This window comes from Paenibacillus sp. MMS18-CY102 (assembly GCF_009789195.1).
Lineage (GTDB): Bacteria > Bacillota > Bacilli > Paenibacillales > Paenibacillaceae > Paenibacillus_T.
Genome location: NZ_WSTC01000005.1, coordinates 158,157 through 174,633, shown reverse-complemented (window position 1 = coordinate 174,633; position 16,477 = coordinate 158,157). Strand labels below are relative to the sequence as shown.

Here is a 16,477-nt window from a genome sequence, read left to right as displayed (position 1 = left end):
GCGATGGAGTTCATTCTTGACATCTGGCGGGGCTTCTCCTATAATCGTTCTAGAAAAGGCAAGGAAGAGGAGCAGTAATCACAAATGTACGCTTCAGAGAGCCGGCGGTAGGTGCAAGCCGGTGCGCACACGTGACGAATCTCGCCTCGGAGCCGCATTTATATGCCGTTTCGCCCGCGTTAAGGGCATAGAGTGAGCGAAGACGAAGAACGTCCGCGCTAACTAGGGTGGTACCACGGGAATAACAACCTCTCGTCCCTAGCGATTATACGCTAGGGCGGGAGGTTTTTTGATTTTTTATGGACAGTTATGAGGGGAGCACGTAATTATGAGCCAAGAAAACCAAACGATTCAGCAAGGATATAATCCGCTCGTTATCGAGCCGAAGTGGCAGCGCTATTGGGATGCCAACAAAACATTTGCAACGACAGAGGAAGCAGGGAAACCAAAGTTTTATGCGCTTGATATGTTCCCTTACCCGTCTGGGGCTGGGCTTCATGTTGGCCATCCAGAAGGATATACAGCAACGGATATCGTCTCCCGCTATAAGCGGATGCGCGGCTTTAACGTCCTTCACCCGATGGGCTGGGACGCATTCGGCCTTCCAGCTGAGCAACATGCGCTCGACACAGGCGAGCATCCGCGCGAAATTACGGTGAAGAACATTAACAACTTCCGCCGCCAGATTAAGTCACTTGGCTTCTCGTATGACTGGGATCGCGAGTTCAGCACGACGGACCCGGATTACTACAAGTGGACGCAGTGGATTTTCATCCAGCTGTATAACAAAGGCCTTGCTTATGTTGCAGAAGTGCCTGTTAACTGGTGCGAAGCGCTTGGAACGGTTCTGGCGAATGAAGAGGTTATCGACGGCTTGAGCGAGCGCGGCGGCCATCCGGTCGTTCGCAAGCCGATGCGCCAATGGGTATTGAAAATTACGGAATATGCGGAGCGTTTGCTCGAGGATCTGGAAGAGCTCGATTGGACGGAAAGCATTAAGGAAATGCAACGCAACTGGATTGGCAAATCCAAAGGGGCAGAGGTAACGTTCGCGATCGATGGCCATGAGGACGAGCTTGTCGTATTTACGACGCGTCCGGACACACTGTTCGGCGCAACGTATTGCGTACTGGCACCGGAGCATGAATTCGTAGCGCGCATTACGACGGCCGAGCAGCAAGAGGCTGTTAAGGCTTATCAGGAAGCGGCTGGACGCAAGAGCGATCTGGAACGTACCGATTTGGCCAAAGAAAAAACAGGCGTCTTCACAGGGGCTTATGCAATCAATCCAGTAAGCGGTGCGAAAGTGCCTGTCTGGATTGCCGATTATGTACTGGCAGGCTATGGCACAGGCGCGATTATGGCAGTTCCTGGCCATGACAGCCGTGACTGGGAGTTTGCGAAGCAGTTTGACCTGCCGATTGTGGAAGTGATTAAGGGCGGCGACGTACAAGCGGAAGCTTACACGGGCGATGGCGAGCATGTGAATTCGGGCTTCCTCGATGGATTGGCGAATGAACCGGCTATTGCAGCGATGATCGAGCGCTTGGAGTCGGAAGGCAAAGGGAAAGGCAAAACGACTTACCGCCTGCGCGATTGGCTGTTCAGCCGCCAGCGCTACTGGGGAGAGCCGATTCCGATTCTCCATCTCGAAGATGGCACGATGAAGCCGGTCCCAGAATCCGAGCTGCCGCTGCTGCTTCCTGACGTTGATGCGATCAAGCCGTCTGGCACAGGCGAGTCACCGCTGGCGAATGTGACGGAGTGGGTCAACACGATCGATCCGGAAACGGGCATGAAGGCGCGCCGCGAGACGAACACGATGCCACAGTGGGCGGGAAGCTGCTGGTATTACTTGCGGTTCATCGATCCGCACAATGACCAAGAGATCTGCTCCAAAGAGAAGCAAAAGGAATGGCTGCCGGTTGACCTGTACATTGGCGGAGCGGAGCATGCAGTGCTTCACTTGCTGTACGCGCGCTTCTGGCACAAAGTGCTTTATGATATCGGCGTAGTCGATACGAAAGAACCGTTCCACAAGCTCGTTAACCAAGGCATGATTCTCGGCACGAACAATGAGAAGATGTCCAAATCACGCGGCAACGTTATTAACCCGGATGAGATCGTAAACGAGTTCGGCGGTGACACGCTGCGGATGTACGAAATGTTCATGGGGCCGCTTGAGGCGACGAAACCTTGGAATGCGAATGGGGTTGAAGGCACTTACCGGTTCTTGAACCGTGTATGGCGTTTGTTCGTCGGGGATGACGGTGCGCTTAATGCGAAGGTGACGGACGGGGACGGCAGCGAAGCGTTCAAACGGACGTGGCATCGTACGGTTAAGAAAGTAACGGATGATTTCGAAAACCTGCGTTTCAATACGGCGATTAGCCAATTGATGATCTTCGTCAATGACGCTTATAAAGCTGAAGAGCTGCCGCGTAAGGCGATGGAAAACTTCGTTCAGATGCTGTCGCCGCTCGCGCCACATATCGCGGAAGAGCTGTGGGAGAAGCTGGGGCATAACACTTCGGTTACGTATGTTGAGTGGCCAACCTTCGAGGAGGCTTGGACGGTCGATCAAGAGGTTGAGATCGTTGTACAAGTAAACGGCAAAATTGCTGATCGCGTATCCATTGCAGCGGACATGGACGTTGCAGAGATGGAAGCTCTCGCGAAAGAGCTCGACAAAGTGAAACAAGCGATCGAAGGAAAAACAGTTCGCAAAGTTATCGCTGTTAAAGGCAAGCTCGTAAATATCGTTGCGAACTAATCCGACCGCTCGTCGGCGGATCGTACGAATAATGGAATAAGCCAGCTCAGAAGAGGTGAGTGGCCGGTCACGCTAAAGCATAGCGTGTTACTGGCCGTTCACCTCTTCGCCGTAAAAAGAGGCTTGCACTTTATCTACATCTTCCCGATATTTTTCATGTGTTGTACGGATTAAACGATTGAACATGCCATCACAGTCAAGCTCCAGCAATTCGAGCGCACGGGCGGTAATGCCACCTGGCACCGCAACGCGTGTTTGTATGTGCTCGGGGGTCATTCCACCTTCTGTAAGCAGCTTGCCGGTGCCAAGGATCATGGCGCTGGCAATGGCTATCGCTTCCGCGCGATTAATGCCGGTTTCCTCAACTGCAGCGTCGACGAAACGTTGGACAAAGAAAGCGAAGAAGGCAGGCCCGCAGCTGGAGAGGTCAGAAACGATACGGGTGTAGCGCTCGTCGATCCGAATTGGCTCGCTAATGTGGCTGAGCAGATGCTCCAGCCGCTTACGGTCAGTTGCTGAGGCACGGTCCCCGTACATACATAACGTTGCTCCGCTTCCAACATGATTCGTAATGCTCGGAATGACCTTTGCAGCTTTGCAAGGCAGCCAGTCTTCCAGCTGGCAGAGCATGACGGGGCTAGTAATCGACACCACGAGCTGTTCGGGACGCAGGCTGCCTCGAATGTCGTCGAGTACGGAGCGGAATTCATGCGGCTTAATGCATAGGAAGACAATATCCTTCCCTTTGGCCGCATCGGCGTTATTGGTCTCGGCGCGCAGTCCGGGATATTGTTCCGCCAAGCACTCGACTTTGGCGAAAGTGCGGTTGCTTGCGGCGATCTGAGATGGCTCTAGCGCGCCTGATGCGATGAATGCGCCGATGAGCAGGCTGCCCATGCTGCCAGTACCGATAAACCCGACATTCATCGGAAACCCTCCCCTGTCTAAAGGATTAACATGAAGGTAAATCTGGCCATTGTGACGGGATGGTTAAATCGATCATTGGAATGCTCTTACTACCGTATGCGCAGGAGCGCGGACATCATGCTCATTATTTTTTTGGAGGAGGGAAGGCAATGTTCTTGCGCAGGCGGCAACTTCTCGTGCTAATGATTACTAGCGCCGGCCTTATTCTTGTCGGATTAGGGCTATGGAAGATCGATGCCGGGCGAGCTAATCCATTGGAAACATTAGATGAAGGCATATATGAAGCGATTCAAACAGCAGAAGAAGGTAAATCGGTTGTTGCAAAAGAGCTGCCGTTAGCTCCTAATGCTTCGGCTACGGATAAAGGCAAGCTAGTGCCGGGCTTAACAGGCGGATCTGTCCGCCAAACTAACGATGATCCAAGCGATGGGCCAAACGAAGGTACAACGACAATAAAGGATGCCGAGCAACGCCAATCGAAGGATGGCCTTATCGACATCAACCATGCGACGGCTGAGCAGTTGGATGCCCTTCCGGGCATTGGGCCTGCTAAAGCCGAAGCTATTGTGGCAGATCGGGAGCGCAATGGCGCATTTCGTTCGCTGGATGAGTTGGATCGCGTTAAGGGCATCGGCCAGAAGCTGCTGGAGAAGCTGCGGGAGCATGTTGTCGTCCTTCCCTAAATATGCGACAATATTTTGTAGCTAAGGGGAAGGGGAGAATCGACAATGATGGCAGAAAGCAACGATGTTTCCCGCAAAGATTGGGATACATATTTTATGGATATCGCTTATATGGTAGCAACGCGCTCGCGCTGTAATAGAAGGCATGTTGGGGCAGTGCTCGTGCAAGGGAAGAAATTGCTAGGCACAGCCTACAACGGCGCTCCGATGGGTGTAGAGGACTGCCTCGAAGCGGGCTGCATGATCGTAGAAGAGTATGAACTGTCCACTGCTGAGGGGACGGAACAAATGATCAAGAAAGAACGCTGCATCCGAACGATTCACGCTGAGCAAAATTTACTGCTATTCACGGACCGGACGGATCGCGAAGGGTCTACGGTCTATGTGACCGACCAGCCTTGCTGGACTTGTGCGAACATGCTCGCCAATAGCGGCGTCCGAGAGATCGTATTTCATCGCCCTTATTTGAAGGATAGCGATAAAGTAGCTTTGTTAATGCAGCGAAAAGGCATCGACTTCCGGCGGATTGATCCGTATGAAGCGCCAGCCCAAACATCGCGTGCTGTAATTTCATAACTAGGCTTAATCGATTGGATTGATTCCAGAGGAAGAACCTCTTATGCATGCACTGTTGGAGTGTGTGTAAGAGGTTCTTTTTTTTCGTATGCAAAAGGAGGTTTGCTAGTGCCGCTATTAACGAATCGGCCGATTCTATGGTTCGCGATTTGCTGGACGGCGGGGATTGCATTAATTGCCCGAATGGACGTGTACCTCATTGTCGGGGCGGGGCTTGCCCTGCTGTTTGCGGCAGCACGTTTAGCTCAACGTACGGGCTCAAAGCTCGCGCTCATTTGTTTGGGCGCTTATCTCATTGGTGGCGCTTGGGCGCATTACAGTGATAGCCGAAAAGTGACGGAGCTCCCTGGACTGGTTGCAGCCGCAGAGGGAAGCTATCCGCCAGTCACATATGATGTTAAGGCGGACGGGACAATTATTTCACCAGTAGAGATCGATGGTGACAGCGTTCGATTTCGGATACGTGCAGGGCAGCTGCGAATTTCAGGCGAGAAGACTCCGCGCGAACTCCAAGAACGGCTGCTTGTTCAACTAAAGCTGCTGAAACCGTCCGAGTTACAACAAGCGCGACGATGGCAAAGAGGCGATCATATTGCCATTCATGGCCAATTAGAGCTGCCGCCAGGGCCTGCGAATGAGGGAGGGTTCGATTACCGTAACTATTTGCACAGCATTAGCCATATCGATTGGCTATTACGGACGAAGGGGACCGAGCAAGCGGTTGTCGAACCTAATGGGCATATAACCGTTGACACGCTTTTAGGGCGAATCGATCAAGCTCGAAGGCGGTTAGGCAGCCTCATGGATGCCCTTTATGGAGATAAGCAGACGGGGTATATGAAGGGGTTAGTGCTAGGTATCATTGATGGGTTGGACCCTGATGTGTTTCGGCAGTTTTCGGAGCTGGGATTAACGCATGTGCTAGCGATTTCGGGCATGCATGTCGCAGTATTTCTAGCCATTATCCATATGTTCCTCCGTTTGCTTCGGCTAACGCGAGAGCGCTCGCTTCTCGTCCTTGCCTGGGCGACCCCTGTATATGTCCTGCTATCGGGAGCATCGCCTTCGGTCATTCGTGCGGGCACGATGGCTGTTATTGGGCTGTTGGCTGCGCGAGCGAATCGCTTGAAGGATGGCTTGCATCTGTTGGCGGCATCAGCTGTTATCATGCTGGCTTGGAATCCGGCTTATGTGAGGGATATTGGTTTTCAACTATCGTTTCTCGTGACAGCGGGACTGATTATAGGTGTTGCGCCTGTTCGAGCGTTGCTGCCACAATGGCGCCTTGGCAAAATGTTTCTAGACGCCATTGCAGTTACGTTCGTCGCGCAAATCGTTTCATTTCCTGTTTCAATCTACTATTTTAATCAATGGAACCCGCTGTCGCTTCCAGCTAATCTCGTGCTTGTGCCGTTCATTAGCTTCATCGTTATGCCGCTTGGCGCTGCATCGCTTGTGGCGCAGCCTGTATGGCCTGTAGCCGGGCACTGGCTGGCAACTGTAACAGAGGCGCTAAACACGCTGACCTTTACGCTAGTAGAGCATACAGCTGCCCTGCGTGGCTGGCAGACGATATGGGCGAAGCCGCCAGTATGGTGGGTGGCAGCCTGGTATACGGTGCTAGCAATTGGAATTGCAGCTGCCCGCCTGTTGGCACGAAGCCAAAAATCTGGAGCTAAAGCGGTTGATCTGGCCGTTAGTGATGATGCAACAATGCCGCTTGCTGAAGGATTGGTTAAGGCTGTACGGATTGTTCGCCAGCGATATTGGATGGCGCTGCTTTCCGCAATGGCTGCGATTGCAGTGCTCTTATCATTCGCGTGGCTGCCGGATTTGTTTCAGCGGACGGCTTCATTAAGCGTACTGGACGTTGGGCAAGGCGATGCTATTCTGATACGGACAGGTGAAGGGAAGCACATTCTCATCGACGGGGGCGGCACGGTTGATTTGCGCAAACCAGAAGATCAGTGGCGAGTTCGCAACGATCCGTTCGAGGTGGGACGGAAAGTGCTTGTACCGTTACTTAAACAGCGTGGCATTCATTCACTGGACATCGTTGTCATCACGCATTTGGACAAAGACCATATTGGAGGGCTTCAAGCTGTCCTTGAATCTCTGCCAGTGCAAGCTATCCTGTGGAATGGCACATCCAATTCTTCTCCTGATGCGCAGAAACTGCTGCAGACAGCGTTAAGGCTTCATATCCCGATGTATCCCGCCGCAGCGGGGATGAGCTGGAGGTTAGGAGGCGGGACGCGTATGGACGTCTTATGGCCAGACGCTTCTGGCACCGCCCTAACTGGTGCGGCGGAAGCAAACAGAGCCCCAGGTGAACTAGTGGGACCGGTTCGTTCGCTAGCTGGCTTGCCTAATGTCGAGGACCAGAATGAGCGCAGCGTTGCGTTGCTGTTGACGATGTATGGCAGAACGTTTCTATTGCCTGGCGATGCGGGCAAATCATCCGAGGCAGCGATATTGGAGCGGTTGCGCATCCCCTGCAATGCTGTCCTTGCTGGCTTGAGAGCTGGTCCACAACAAAGCAATAACCATTGCTTGGATGTGTTGAAGGCTGGCCATCACGGCAGCAAAAACTCTTCGTTGCCTGCTTGGCTTGCTTATTGGCGGCCAGCGTTCGCCGTGGTTTCGGCGGGCAAGGATAATTTGTATCATCACCCTCATCCCGAAACGCTTGCACGGCTTGCGGCTGCGCACACTGGCGTGTGGCGAACAGATCGGGATGGCGAGACACGTTTTGCCGTTGCGCCTAATGGAACGATGTTTATAAGCTGGAGCCGCGACAAGTGGATGGACAATTTGTAAGATGCTGTAAGGGGCGCCTATGTACGGCGTCTTTCTTTTCTGCTATCCTATAGGTTGGGTTAGTAGAGAGAAATCGATGGTGTCCATCGATGGCATACATTTCCGCAAAATAAATTCGAACAACTGCAACCTTTGCACTGGCAAGCACGTCAGGAAGGTTGCATGAGAGGGGGAAGCTCCATTGGTGGAGCCAAGTCTCATACGAGCGGCTCAATCGGGCGATCGCGATGCGCTCATCACGCTGCTGCGCGAGATTGAAACTCATGTGTACCGGACAGCCTATTATATATTGAATAATGAGCAGGATGCGATGGACGCAGCACAGGAGGCGCTCATCCGTATTTATACAAAGATTCAATCATATGAAGAGAAGGCGCAATTCAAAACGTGGATACAACGGATCGTAACAAACATATGCATAGACAAGTTCAGGCGTAACAAGCCAACGGTATCGATTGAGGAACATGATCTCGTGTTCCGGGAGAAGGGGAACGTGGAGGACGATGTTTTGTCCACATACGTTGCGCAGGATATACGCGAGGCAATCGATAAGCTGCCTGAGCATCATCGAGCCGTCGTCGTACTGCGTTACTTACAAGATTTTTCTTATAATGAAATTGCGGACTCTCTCGATTTGCCGTTGAATACGGTCAAATCTTATCTATTCCGGGCAAGGCAGCAGCTTCAATCGCTACTTCATGATTACCAGAAAGGAGGTGTCCGAGGATGACATGTCAAGAGGTGATGGATTTCATGCAACGGCAGCTAGATGGTGACTTGAGTGAGAATGAAGCAGAAATGCTCACTGCCCATACACGGCATTGCTCGGATTGCGCCGATATGTTTGATCGTTTGAAGCGATTGTCTACCGAGCTGGAAAGCTTGCCTAAGGTAGTGCCTGCTTTTAGTATCGTGGATTCGATTATGCCGCAGCTTGACCAGATTGAGCTGGCGGCAGTTAACCATAATGATTCGGAAGTAAAGGCAGAGGTTGCCGAGCCTGCTGCCCGTAGAGCGCCTCGACGCCGCGAGGGCAGCTGGTTTAAGCGTGTTTCTTGGCCGGCAGTTAGCGGTGTAGTTGCCGCAGGCATCGTCGCGGGTTTGTTCCTTGTGATGTATAATCCGATTCAGCCTAGCATGGATGAGAAGAGCGATACGGCGACAACGGAATCGCCTTCGGCTACCTCTGCTTCGGAGCCTGTATCTAAGGCCTCTATTAAAGACAATAATGGTGACTTTATTAGTCAAGAGAGCATGCAAAAGAAGGACGGTACTGAAGTTCGGACCGAATCCCCAAGCAGTGCAGGAGGCAGCGATGAAGGAACGGGGTATCGCCCTCTTTCCGGTAATCAGCAAGATTATGGATCAGGCCAAGCTGTCGGCAAAACTGATGTTAGTGAAACGGATAAGATCGAGAGAGTGACGCCATATTTGGAAAACTCACTCCCCCAAGAGAAGGGATTAGCCGGCTACGAAGATGCGCCGTTAGCGCCATCGGCTGATGAGACTACAAGCGAACAGAAGAGTGTTGCAACGATCGCCAAAGACCAATACGGCCAAGCGATGAGCATTATGGACAACGGCACTGCTTCGACCGCCCCTGTGTCTAATGTGACGAACTCGCCGGATGGCGTGTACGCTTCTGCAATCATGGAAGGTGCTGTATATATTTATACCGTCCAAGAAGGTACGGTCATGTATGAAGGCACCAAACAATCGGGTGAAACGAGCAACCTTTCTTGGTCAGATGACAGCAAGGCACTTTTCTTCGAGGTGAAGGATGCCGCGGGCCAAACGACACACTATAAGGTGGATGTAGCAACCTGGTCGGTAACAAAAGTATAATCAATCGGCACACTTGCTGATGGTCTTGCGTATAGTATATGGAAGGCGTCAGCGACGAGACCTTGACGTCGTATGACCATCTCCGCGGCTGGTACCATGGACCCGCACGGAGGATGTTTATATAGATGTTCAGGGACAGAGGGATGGAGGCTCGTACTCCATCCCTTTGTTGATGAACGAATGCAGGGGGAGTCGGCAGATGGAAGCTAAGGAAGCGATTAAGCAGATCAATAGTGGCAGCGTGCGTCCAGTCTATGTCGCTTATGGCAGTGATCGGTATAGAATCGAGCAATTCGCGAATTTGCTGGCGGACAAGCTGTTTCAGCCAGATGAGCGAGAGCTGGGGATCGTAAAGTTTGATACATCGGAAATTGCAATTGAAGAAGCTGCTGCTGAGGCGGAGACGATGCCGTTCTTCGTAGCGCGCAAGCTCATTATTATTCGAGATGCGTCGGTGCTTGCGGCAGCAGGTGCGAACGCTAAGGAAGGCAAGATCGAGCATCGCGTCGAGCGGATGCTGGACTATATTGAACAGCCATCTGAAACGACGGTCATTTTATTTCTTGTATATGCGGAGAAGCTTGATGAGCGGCGGAAGCTTGTGAAGAAGCTCAAGGACCAGAATGCTTTGATCGCGTTTAATGAGCTGGATGGGCCGGAGCTTCGCCGATGGGTCATTCGAAGAGCGACAGAGCAGAAGCGGGTAATGACGGAGGAGGCAGCTGATTTGTTAATTGCCCGTACCGGCAATCGGCTGCAGCAGCTATCCCAAGAGACGGACAAGTTGTGCCTGCATGCAGGGGTGGATGGAACGATAGACGCTCAGAGCGTGGAACTGCTGACCGCTTCGACGGTCGAGGAGGATGTATTTGCCCTAATTGATGCCATAGCAAGCATGCAGACCAGCAAGGCGCTCAAGCTGTATCGCGACCTGCTGCAGCGCCGTGAGGAGCCGATTAAGATTGCAGCGCTTCTAGCGGTCCAACTGAGGCTTATGCTGCAAGTAAAGGAGCTGTCGGGCCAACAGTATTCTCCCCAGCAGATGGCCTCGCAGCTTGGTGTCCATCCATTTCGGGTTAAGCTGGCATCGGAAAAAGCGGCGAAGTTTTCCATTGCGGGGCTGAGTAAGCAGTTAGGGGAGTTAGCAGAGCTAGATTATCGGATGAAAACGGGGCAAATTGATAAGACGCTCGGTTTGGAGCTATTCCTGCTATCTTTCGGAAATGTTCAACAGCAGCGGCAGGCGAGAAGCTAAGGATTGATGGATATTTCATGCAAAATGCAAGCCGCTAGCGCCTGCCTTCGGGAAGGTGCAGCGGTTTTTTTCTGTTATTGCCCATGAAAAAACGGCTCCCTGTTCCGAAGAACGTAGGAGCCGTCATTCATTAAGCTTGTGCCGAAAGGGCATTCAGCTTCTTAGCAAGACGAGATTTTTTGCGGGCAGCCGCATTTTTATGGATCAGGCCTTTCGTAGCCGCTTTGTCAAGCTTCTTCGAAGCAGCGACGAGTGCTGCTTTAGCAACTTCTACGTCCGTGCCGGCGATCGCTTGGTCTGCGGATTTAACGGCCGTGCGAAGAGCGGATTTTTGCGAAGCGTTCAGAGCGCGACGTTTCTCGCTTGTTTTCACGCGTTTAATAGCAGATTTAATGTTTGGCATCACATTCACCTCCTGTAAAAAGGGAAAAAACCCAATACTGCAACACAACTTAAAATATCTTATCATGGGCAGGTCCAAAAAGCAATAGTACACGGACTTGTTGTCCAGATAACATCTAAAGAATTGTATCACAAGTCGTAACTGTAATCGAGTGAAATTAGCAATTTCGAATAGAAAACATCTGTGTATCGCACACTAAAGGCAAATAAGGAAGGGGCAGGTACGACATATGGATCATCTCGATTTGCGGCAATATGCCGTTCACACCGATCTAGCGTTGGAGGCAAAGGAGCTTGCAGAGACAGCCAATGGCGGGCCGATACCAGGTGTGCTGTCAGAATTGCTGGATGAGGATGGCATCAAAGTTTCCCGTGTGCATGTGCAGACCGAGCAAGGCTCGCGAGCGATAGGCAAAATGCCAGGACGGTATGTCACGTTAGAGGTTCCCGGGCTTCGCAATCAAGATACGGGGCTGCAGGACAAGGTTGCGACGCGTTTCGCACAGGAATTCGAGTCGTTTCTAGAACGGGCAGGTGTCGGCAAATCAGCCCGCATACTAATTGTAGGCTTGGGCAACTGGAACGTGACGCCTGATGCGCTTGGCCCGCTTGTCGTGGAGAACGTAATGGTTACCCGCCACTTCTTCGAGCTGATGCCCGACCAAGTAGCGCCTGGGTATCGAGCAGTAAGCGCAGTGGCGCCTGGCGTGCTTGGCATTACGGGCATTGAATCGAGCGAAATTGTGCAGGGCATTGTAGAGAAAACGCGCCCTGATGCGGTAATTGCGATTGATGCGCTGGCCTCGAAGGCGCTGGAGCGGGTCAATACGACAATTCAGATTGCCGACACAGGCATTCATCCGGGTTCAGGCATCGGAAATAAGCGCAAGGGGCTGACCAAAGAGATTCTTGGCGTTCCCTGCATCGCGATAGGCGTACCGACGGTCGTGTTTGCCTCTAACATTGTGAACGATTGCATGCGATTGCTAGAGGACCATCTAGCTGCTCATGCTGCGAATAGCGGTTCTCAAATTATGGGCTTGATGCACAAAATGGAAGAGAACGAGCGCCTGCAGCTTGTCCGTGAAGTGCTTCAGCCGCTCGGCCATGATCTTATCGTAACGCCGAAGGAAATCGACCAATTCATTGAAGACATTGCGAACATTATTGCCAGCGGCTTGAATGCTTCGCTGCATGACGCAGTGGATACGTCGAATGTAGCGGCATATACACATTGATTGGATGGGTTAGTTTTTACTAGAGGTGCGATGCGATCGCGCCTCTTCTTTTTTGTCCATGCCTCCTATTCCTAGTTCTAGCCTCTCTCTTATTCTCATAAGTTAGTAACAGACTAAGAGCGGTTGATAGGGAGGCTGGGCAACGATGAAACGAATGATCGTAACGTTCAATTGGAGTAGCGGAAGCCGAAAATGGAGGCAACTGCTCGTGACGGGCCGCACATTCGCGCTGCTGTCGATCTGTTCGATGGCGTTTTTTTTGGCGATCGGGCTTGGAGATATGCTGCATCAACGGACAGCTGCTTCACCTGTCTCAACGATGAAAGGCTTTGCTGCTAATGTTTCGGGAACGTTTTTCTCGGACATGCTGGAGATGGAAGTGCCTGCTTTCACGTCTGAACATCAGGGTGACACCGCGTTGTCGGGCAAGCAGGTCAGTGCGTTTTTGATGCGGTTAGTAACGGATGTTAATCCGAATGATCCTAAAAGTTTGCTTGCTCGCGAATTTCCGGGCATGGCGACGGACGAGCCTTATTTGATTCGCAAAGGGTCTGGAAGCGACACAGTAGTCCAGCCAGATGACCAAGCTCCTCTTCCTAACGATACTGCTTCGCAAGGCAGCGGTCATGCGGGTGAAGGCGATACTGGAAACAACGGCTCATCGGTGGGCAGCGGAGAGCTGGGCACGCCACCGGATAACGGAACGGAACATGGCGCTGGCAGTGAGCCTGGCGGCGATGAAGGCGTGAAAGAGGAGCCGGCAACGCCATCACCTTCAACGAAAGATGATCCAGCCGTATTTATTTATCATTCCCATAGCCGGGAGTCGTGGTTCCCGGTAGTAGGCGGAACTGGCAATGATCCCACCTCGACGAAGCAGAACGTCTCCTTGCTTGGAAAACGGTTAGCGGAGAAGCTTGACGGCCTTGGCATAGGCACCGAAACTTCGAAGGTCGATTATCCGACAGCCATTAAAAATTATAAATGGGTGCTCTCCTACAAATATTCGCGCAAAACAGTGCAAGATGCGCTCGCTTCCAATGGTCATTTGAAGTTTATATTTGATATCCATCGCGATTCGCAGAAACGAAAATATACGACAACTACGATCAAAGGGAAAGACTATGCCCAGGTGTTCTTCATCATCGGGCAGGAAAATCCGAATTGGCGCAAAAATGAAAAGCTTGCCTCTGAAATCCATGAAGCGCTAGAAAAACAATATCCGGGCATTTCGCGAGGCGTATGGGGCAAGACATCCAAGGATGGCAACGGGGAGTACAACCAATCATTGTCGCCTGGTAGCGTGTTAATTGAGATCGGCGGCGTGGACAATACGCTAGAAGAGTCGTACCGAACGGCAGATGCACTGGCCAAAGTTATTGCGCAAATTTATTGGGGCGATGCCAAAAAAGCAGTAGCGCCAAAAGAAAGCTAAATGAAAGTAAGTTAGTGTGCAGGCGGCACAGCATAATAAACGTGAAATGGCGGCAAAAGCCGCAGAGAGGCAGGGAACGGGCATGAAACGGGATGGCTGGAAATGGGCGCTGGCAGGAGGGGCGATCGCGTTGTTAATCGTATATGGGCTCGATACGGCTGACCGCGGCATTAACAATGTATACGGTCCGGTGGGCGAGAACGTGGAAACGCCTGCCGTAAATAGCACTGTGCAGCGTTATGCACCGGTGAACAATAGCGAAGGCAATCTTGCCTCTGGCACCGAATCCAGCCCAAACCATGCAACCGGCAATGGTTCCCAGCAACAAGCGCAAATGCAGCAGCCAACAGGACAGAGCGAATGGGATGGCCGGAGCGCCAATGGATCCGAGCGTTTGCCTAGCGTGCCTTATGATTCAGAAGAGCCAGCTGTTAACCGATTGGCAGATGGAGCGGCAGGCGTGCTGCAATCGGTATCGAGCGGGGGAATACGGCTGTTCGTATCTGTTTTCGACGGCATTATGGACTAGCGCACAATAGAAAAAGCAAATTGATGAAGCGGCTTCGGAGCACATCCGTTGCCGCTTCGTCCCATTACTGCTATAATCGAAAGGATAGTTAGCACTTAGACAGTGTGGGGGTTACGCATGGCGGACGTTCGCGAAAGACAGAAGAAAATTAGGAATTTTTCCATTATCGCACATATCGACCACGGGAAATCGACGTTGGCGGATCGTATATTGGAATTTACGGGAGCGCTCTCCTCGCGTGAAATGCAGGAGCAGGTGCTCGACCAGATGGATTTGGAAAGAGAACGCGGCATTACGATAAAGCTGCAGGCTGTTCGTTTGGGCTACAAAGCCGATGATGGCGAAGAGTACATTTTGAACCTGATCGATACGCCAGGGCATGTCGACTTCACGTACGAAGTGTCGCGAAGCATGGCAGCCTGCGAGGGTGCATTGCTTGTAGTCGATGCCGCACAGGGCATTGAAGCGCAAACGCTTGCCAACGTTTATCTGGCGCTCGACAGCAACCTGGAAATTTTGCCGGTCATCAATAAGATCGATTTGCCTAGCGCAGAGCCTGAGCGGGTGAAGCAAGAGATCGAGGACGTTATCGGCCTCGATGCCAGCGATGCGGTATTGGCTTCGGCCAAAGCGGGCATCGGCATCAAGGAGATTTTGGAGCAGGTGGTACAGAAGGTGCCAGCGCCTACGGGCAATCCAGATGATCCGCTGAAAGCGCTAATCTTTGACTCCCACTATGACCCGTACAAAGGCGTTATCGTCTATGTCCGCGTCATTGACGGCAGCATCAAAGCAGGCAAGAAAATCCGCTTCATGGCGACCGGAGCCGAATTCGAAGTTATCGAAGTTGGCGCGTTTAAGCCGCGCATGTCCATCGTGGACGAGCTGGCTGTAGGGGACGTAGGCTTCGTCGTAGCGGGCATCAAGAACGTAAAAGATACGCGTGTCGGCGACACGGTCACAGAAGCGAAGCGTCCAGCCCCTGAGGCACTGCCAGGTTACCGGAAAATTAACCCGATGGTATTCTGCGGTCTGTATCCGATCGAAACGCAGGATTATAACGATTTGCGTGAAGCGCTCGAGAAGCTGGAGCTTAACGATGCTTCCTTGCGTTATGAGCCAGAGACGTCGACAGCGCTTGGCTTCGGCTTCCGTTGTGGCTTCCTCGGACTGCTGCACATGGAGATTATTCAAGAACGGATTGAGCGCGAATTCAACATTCCGCTCATTACGACGGCGCCGAGCGTTGTTTATCATGTCACGCAAACGAATGGCGATGTGCTCCAAATCGACAACCCGTCGAATTACCCGGAAGTCGGGAAGATCGATTTTGTTGAGGAGCCGTATGTAAAAGCATCCGTCATCGTTCCGAACGATTACGTAGGTGCCATTATGGAGCTTTGCCAAGGCAAGCGCGGCGAGTACGTGAACATGGAATATTTGGACACGAACCGCGTAACACTGACGTACGAAATTCCGCTGTCAGAGATTGTCTACGACTTCTTCGACCAGTTGAAATCGCGTACGAAGGGCTATGCTTCCTTCGATTACGAGCTGGCAGGCTATCGCCAGTCGAACCTTGTGAAGATGGATATTATGTTAAACAACGAGCAAGTTGACGCCTTGTCAATCATCGTTCACCGCGATCGCGCGTACCACCGCGGCCGGGCGATTTGCGAGAAGATGAAAGAGCTTATCCCTCGCCAAATGTTCGAGGTGCCGATTCAGGCATCGATCGGAACAAAGGTCATTGCCCGTGAGACGGTTAAAGCGATGCGCAAAAACGTATTGGCCAAATGCTACGGCGGCGACATTAGCCGGAAACGCAAATTGCTGGAGAAGCAAAAAGAAGGCAAAAAGCGGATGAAGCAGGTCGGCAGCGTCGAGGTGCCGCAGGAAGCGTTCATGGCGGTCCTGAAAATCGACGAGGATTGATCCTCCGTCATTCGAGCTGACAGGGAGAGCGTAGCTCTTCCTGTTTTTCATATCTTATC

13 protein-coding genes and 1 other annotated feature are annotated in these 16,477 nt (G+C 52.1%); of the genes, 11 read left to right on the top strand and 2 right to left on the bottom strand.

Annotated elements, in window-relative coordinates; genetic code table 11:
* The first annotated feature begins 52 nt into the window (after positions 1-52).
* Positions 53-263 (top strand) — a binding site (T-box leader).
* 65 nt (positions 264-328) lie between these two features.
* The gene (gene leuS / locus GON22_RS05525; protein WP_160395101.1) at positions 329-2,773 is read left to right on the top strand and encodes a leucine--tRNA ligase; all 2,445 of its coding nucleotides are present in this window, start codon (positions 329-331) and stop codon (positions 2,771-2,773) included.
* A gap of 87 nt (positions 2,774-2,860) precedes the next feature.
* Here the strand turns inward: leuS and comER are convergent, their stop codons facing one another.
* Positions 2,861-3,700, bottom strand: coding sequence for a late competence protein ComER (comER, locus tag GON22_RS05520; protein ID WP_160395100.1), 840 nt, complete (start codon positions 3,698-3,700; stop codon positions 2,861-2,863).
* Between the two features lie 149 nt (positions 3,701-3,849).
* Here comER and GON22_RS05515 point away from each other — a divergent pair, with 149 nt between their 5' ends.
* The 6 genes from GON22_RS05515 (at position 3,850) to holA (ending at position 10,879) form a co-directional block, all read left to right on the top strand.
* The gene (locus GON22_RS05515) at positions 3,850-4,383 is read left to right on the top strand and encodes a ComEA family DNA-binding protein (protein ID WP_202113096.1); all 534 of its coding nucleotides are present in this window, start codon (positions 3,850-3,852) and stop codon (positions 4,381-4,383) included.
* Positions 4,384-4,428: 45 nt separating this feature from the next.
* On the top strand, positions 4,429-4,959 hold the full coding sequence (locus tag GON22_RS05510) for a deoxycytidylate deaminase (protein WP_160395098.1): 531 nt from the start codon (positions 4,429-4,431) through the stop codon (positions 4,957-4,959).
* A gap of 108 nt (positions 4,960-5,067) precedes the next feature.
* Positions 5,068-7,779: a ComEC/Rec2 family competence protein gene (locus tag GON22_RS05505; protein WP_160395097.1), complete on the top strand. Its 2,712-nt coding sequence runs from the start codon at positions 5,068-5,070 to the stop codon at positions 7,777-7,779.
* Positions 7,780-7,960: 181 nt separating this feature from the next.
* The gene (locus GON22_RS05500) at positions 7,961-8,509 is read left to right on the top strand and encodes an RNA polymerase sigma factor (protein WP_160395096.1); all 549 of its coding nucleotides are present in this window, start codon (positions 7,961-7,963) and stop codon (positions 8,507-8,509) included.
* On the top strand, positions 8,506-9,624 hold the full coding sequence (locus GON22_RS05495; protein WP_160395095.1) for an anti-sigma factor family protein: 1,119 nt from the start codon (positions 8,506-8,508) through the stop codon (positions 9,622-9,624). The genes GON22_RS05500 and GON22_RS05495 overlap by 4 nt, the downstream gene beginning before the upstream one ends.
* A 199-nt stretch (positions 9,625-9,823) precedes the next feature.
* Positions 9,824-10,879: a DNA polymerase III subunit delta gene (gene holA / locus GON22_RS05490; protein ID WP_160395094.1), complete on the top strand. Its 1,056-nt coding sequence runs from the start codon at positions 9,824-9,826 to the stop codon at positions 10,877-10,879.
* Positions 10,880-11,009: 130 nt separating this feature from the next.
* Here the strand turns inward: holA and rpsT are convergent, their stop codons facing one another.
* Entirely contained in the window at positions 11,010-11,282 is a 273-nt protein-coding gene (gene rpsT / locus GON22_RS05485; protein WP_160395093.1) for a 30S ribosomal protein S20, read from the bottom strand.
* A gap of 229 nt (positions 11,283-11,511) precedes the next feature.
* Here rpsT and gpr point away from each other — a divergent pair, with 229 nt between their 5' ends.
* The 4 genes from gpr to lepA all read left to right on the top strand — a co-directional run bounded on the left by gpr (position 11,512) and on the right by lepA (position 16,418).
* Positions 11,512-12,519 carry a GPR endopeptidase gene (gene gpr, locus GON22_RS05480; protein WP_160395092.1) on the top strand — a complete coding sequence of 336 codons (1,008 nt, stop codon included), beginning with the start codon at positions 11,512-11,514 and terminating at the stop codon, positions 12,517-12,519.
* Positions 12,520-12,664: 145 nt separating this feature from the next.
* Positions 12,665-13,954 (top strand): stage II sporulation protein P, encoded by a 1,290-nt coding sequence (locus GON22_RS05475; protein ID WP_160395091.1) that lies wholly within the window; start codon positions 12,665-12,667, stop codon positions 13,952-13,954.
* Between the two features lie 82 nt (positions 13,955-14,036).
* Positions 14,037-14,483 (top strand): hypothetical protein, encoded by a 447-nt coding sequence (locus GON22_RS05470; protein WP_160395090.1) that lies wholly within the window; start codon positions 14,037-14,039, stop codon positions 14,481-14,483.
* A gap of 117 nt (positions 14,484-14,600) precedes the next feature.
* Complete coding sequence (gene lepA / locus GON22_RS05465) at positions 14,601-16,418, top strand: translation elongation factor 4 (RefSeq protein WP_160395089.1); 1,818 nt, start codon at positions 14,601-14,603, stop codon at positions 16,416-16,418.
* Positions 16,419-16,477 lie beyond the last annotated feature (59 nt).

Excerpts from the sequence above, each read along its gene's own strand:
- leuS (WP_160395101.1), top strand. The coding sequence starts at position 329 with ATGAGCCAAGAAAACCAAACGATTCAGCAAGGATATAATCCGCTCGTT.
- comER (WP_160395100.1), bottom strand. The coding sequence starts at position 3,700 with ATGAATGTCGGGTTTATCGGTACTGGCAGCATGGGCAGCCTGCTCATC.
- GON22_RS05515 (WP_202113096.1), top strand. The coding sequence starts at position 3,850 with ATGTTCTTGCGCAGGCGGCAACTTCTCGTGCTAATGATTACTAGCGCC.
- GON22_RS05510 (WP_160395098.1), top strand. The coding sequence starts at position 4,429 with ATGATGGCAGAAAGCAACGATGTTTCCCGCAAAGATTGGGATACATAT.
- GON22_RS05495 (WP_160395095.1), top strand. The coding sequence starts at position 8,506 with ATGACATGTCAAGAGGTGATGGATTTCATGCAACGGCAGCTAGATGGT.
- holA (WP_160395094.1), top strand. The coding sequence starts at position 9,824 with ATGGAAGCTAAGGAAGCGATTAAGCAGATCAATAGTGGCAGCGTGCGT.
- rpsT (WP_160395093.1), bottom strand. The coding sequence starts at position 11,282 with ATGCCAAACATTAAATCTGCTATTAAACGCGTGAAAACAAGCGAGAAA.
- gpr (WP_160395092.1), top strand. The coding sequence starts at position 11,512 with ATGGATCATCTCGATTTGCGGCAATATGCCGTTCACACCGATCTAGCG.
- GON22_RS05475 (WP_160395091.1), top strand. The coding sequence starts at position 12,665 with ATGAAACGAATGATCGTAACGTTCAATTGGAGTAGCGGAAGCCGAAAA.
- GON22_RS05470 (WP_160395090.1), top strand. The coding sequence starts at position 14,037 with ATGAAACGGGATGGCTGGAAATGGGCGCTGGCAGGAGGGGCGATCGCG.
- lepA (WP_160395089.1), top strand. The coding sequence starts at position 14,601 with ATGGCGGACGTTCGCGAAAGACAGAAGAAAATTAGGAATTTTTCCATT.